This window comes from Dietzia sp. DQ11-38-2, from assembly GCF_014145055.1.
GTDB lineage: Bacteria > Actinomycetota > Actinomycetes > Mycobacteriales > Mycobacteriaceae > Dietzia.
Map to the genome: position 1 here is coordinate 5,133 of NZ_JAALDW010000105.1, position 2,249 is coordinate 7,381.

Annotated in this window: 2 protein-coding genes; both read left to right on the forward strand. The window is 71.2% G+C overall.

The genetic code is table 11. From position 1 onward, the window contains the following. Positions 1-1,696, forward strand: a 1,696-nt coding sequence (locus G6026_RS04085; protein ID WP_277815592.1) for an IucA/IucC family protein, incomplete at its 5' end; no start/stop codon positions are given. A 10-nt stretch (positions 1,697-1,706) separates the two neighbouring features. Continuing rightward, a complete protein-coding gene (locus G6026_RS04090; protein ID WP_107756252.1) occupies positions 1,707-2,093 on the forward strand; it encodes an MmcQ/YjbR family DNA-binding protein in 387 nt (128 codons plus the stop codon). The last annotated feature ends 156 nt before the right edge of the window (positions 2,094-2,249 follow it).

The window sequence follows — 2,249 nt, forward strand, 5'->3', positions numbered from 1 at the left end:
GGTGGACGAGGGGTCGCTGCGGCGCGAGGTCGGGGGTGAGCCGGCCGAGCCCGACGCCCAGGCCCTCGTCACCGCGTTCGCTCCCGTGCTCGGGATCCCCGGGGCGCTGGTGGGGATCTATCTGGAGGAGATCGCGGCCACCCTCGGCTCCGCCGCGTTCTGCCTGCACCACCGCGACCGACCGGTCCAGGAACTCGCCACGGCGGACCTGCAGGAGGTCGAGGCCGCGATGACCGAGGGGCACCCCGGCTTCGTGGCGAACAACGGACGCATCGGCCTCGGCCTGTCCGACCGGCACCGCTACGCGCCGGAGGCCCCCGGGACGGTGCGCCTGGTCTGGCTGGCCGCGCGCCGCGACCGCAGTCACCTCGCCACGGTGACAGGCCTCGAGGAGCGCGAGCACTATCTCCGCGAGTTCGGCCGTGACGCCCTGGACGGGTGCGACGACCGCCTCCGTGAACTGGGCCTCGACCCGGACGGGTACCGCCTCCTCCCCGTCCACCCGTGGCAGTGGGAGCACAAGATCTCCGTGGCGTTCGGCCCCGACCTGGCGCGTCGCGACCTCGTCCACCTGGGTGAGTCCCACAGTGAGTACCGCCCGCAGCAGTCCGTGCGCACCTTCTTCGATACGAGCAGGCCCGAGCGCGGATACGTCAAGACGGCACTGGCGGTGCAGAACATGGGTTTCACCCGCGGACTGTCTCCGCGGTACATGCGTGACACCCCGGCGGTGAACGAGTGGGTCGCCGGACTGGTGGCCGGGGATCCCGTACTCCGCGCGCTCGACTTCGGGATCCTCCGGGAGACCGCCGCGGTGGGGTACACCGGTGACGCCTACCATCGCGCCGCCGACGCGGGCGTGTCAGAGGAGGGGCCGCACACCAAGATGATCGCCGCCCTGTGGCGCGAGAGCCCGATGCCGCGACTGTCACCGGGCGAGCGGGCCTTCACGCTGGCCTCACTCCTGCACGTCGACCTGCACGGCCGACCCCTCGTCGTCGAACACCTGGAACGGTCGGGGTCGAACGCCCGCACGTGGCTCCGCGCGCTGCTCGACGCCTACGTCCTGCCGGTGGCCCGATGCCTGCTCGCGCACGGGGTGGTGTTCATGCCGCACGGGGAGAACGTGATCGTGGTGATCGGACCGGACCACCTGCCGCGCCGGGTGCTGTTCAAGGACATCGGCGAGGAGGTGGCGGTGGTGACCGACCGTCCGCTGCCCGCGGGGATCGAGCGGATCCGGCACGTCGTGGATGCCGAGACGGCCGCGCTGAGCATCCACACCGACGTGATGGACGGGGTACTGCGTCACCTCGCCGCGATCTGCGACGAGGCCGGTGTCCTACCGGCATGGGAGTTCTGGGACGAGACCCGCCGTTGCCTGTCGGCGCTGGACCGCGACGGGCGGAACGAGGCGACCTGGCAGGCGCTCTTCGCGCCGCGGTTCAAGCACTCGTGCCTCAACCGGCTGCAGTTGCGCGACACCCGGCAGATGGTGGATCTGACCGATCAGGCGGGCTCGCTCCAGTTCGCGGGCACCCTCGCCAACCCCCTCGCCAACCCCCTCGCATCGACCCCGACCGACCCCGCGGGTCGCGGCGAGCGCACGAGTCGCGACGAGCGTTCCGGACACGTCGGCCGAGAAGGGGGCGTGCGGAACGCTCTTATCGATGACGGAGCCCGCAGCGTGTCGTAGCGTCACTGGGATGAACGGGCGGGAACTCCAGAAGTGTGCGGCGCTGCGAGCGCGCGAGCTACCGGCGACCACCCTGGAGTTCCCGTTCGGGCCGGACGTCGACGTCTACAAGGTCCGCGGCAAGGTGTTCATGATCCACACCGTGGTCGACGACGAGCCCCTCGTGGTGATCAAGGCATCACCCTCGGACGGCCTCGCCCTCCGTGACGCGCACCCGGACATCACCCCCGGCTACCACATGGACAAGAGGCACTGGATCTCACTGCACCCCGGGGGGAGCCTCGGCCACGACGTGGTCGAGGAATTGGTCACGGAGTCCTACCGACTCGTTGTGGCCGGGCTCCCCAGCGCGCAGCGACCGGTCGAGCCGCACTCCTTCGGGCGCGGGCAGCGCTGATCCGGCTCAGTTCGCCGGCGCGATCTCCGGCGAACCCTCGGGCGACACCGAGGACCCGGTGATCGAACCGAGCCGCTCCTCGCCCAGCGAGCCCTCCACGGCGTCCGTCGCCGAGCCCGTGTCGACGGCTCCGGCCAGCGAGCCGCCCACCACGGG

What these genes read in the sequence shown, in the direction of transcription:
- G6026_RS04090 (WP_107756252.1), top strand. Translation starts at nt 1,707, where the DNA reads ATGAACGGGCGGGAACTCCAGAAGTGTGCGGCGCTGCGAGCGCGCGAG.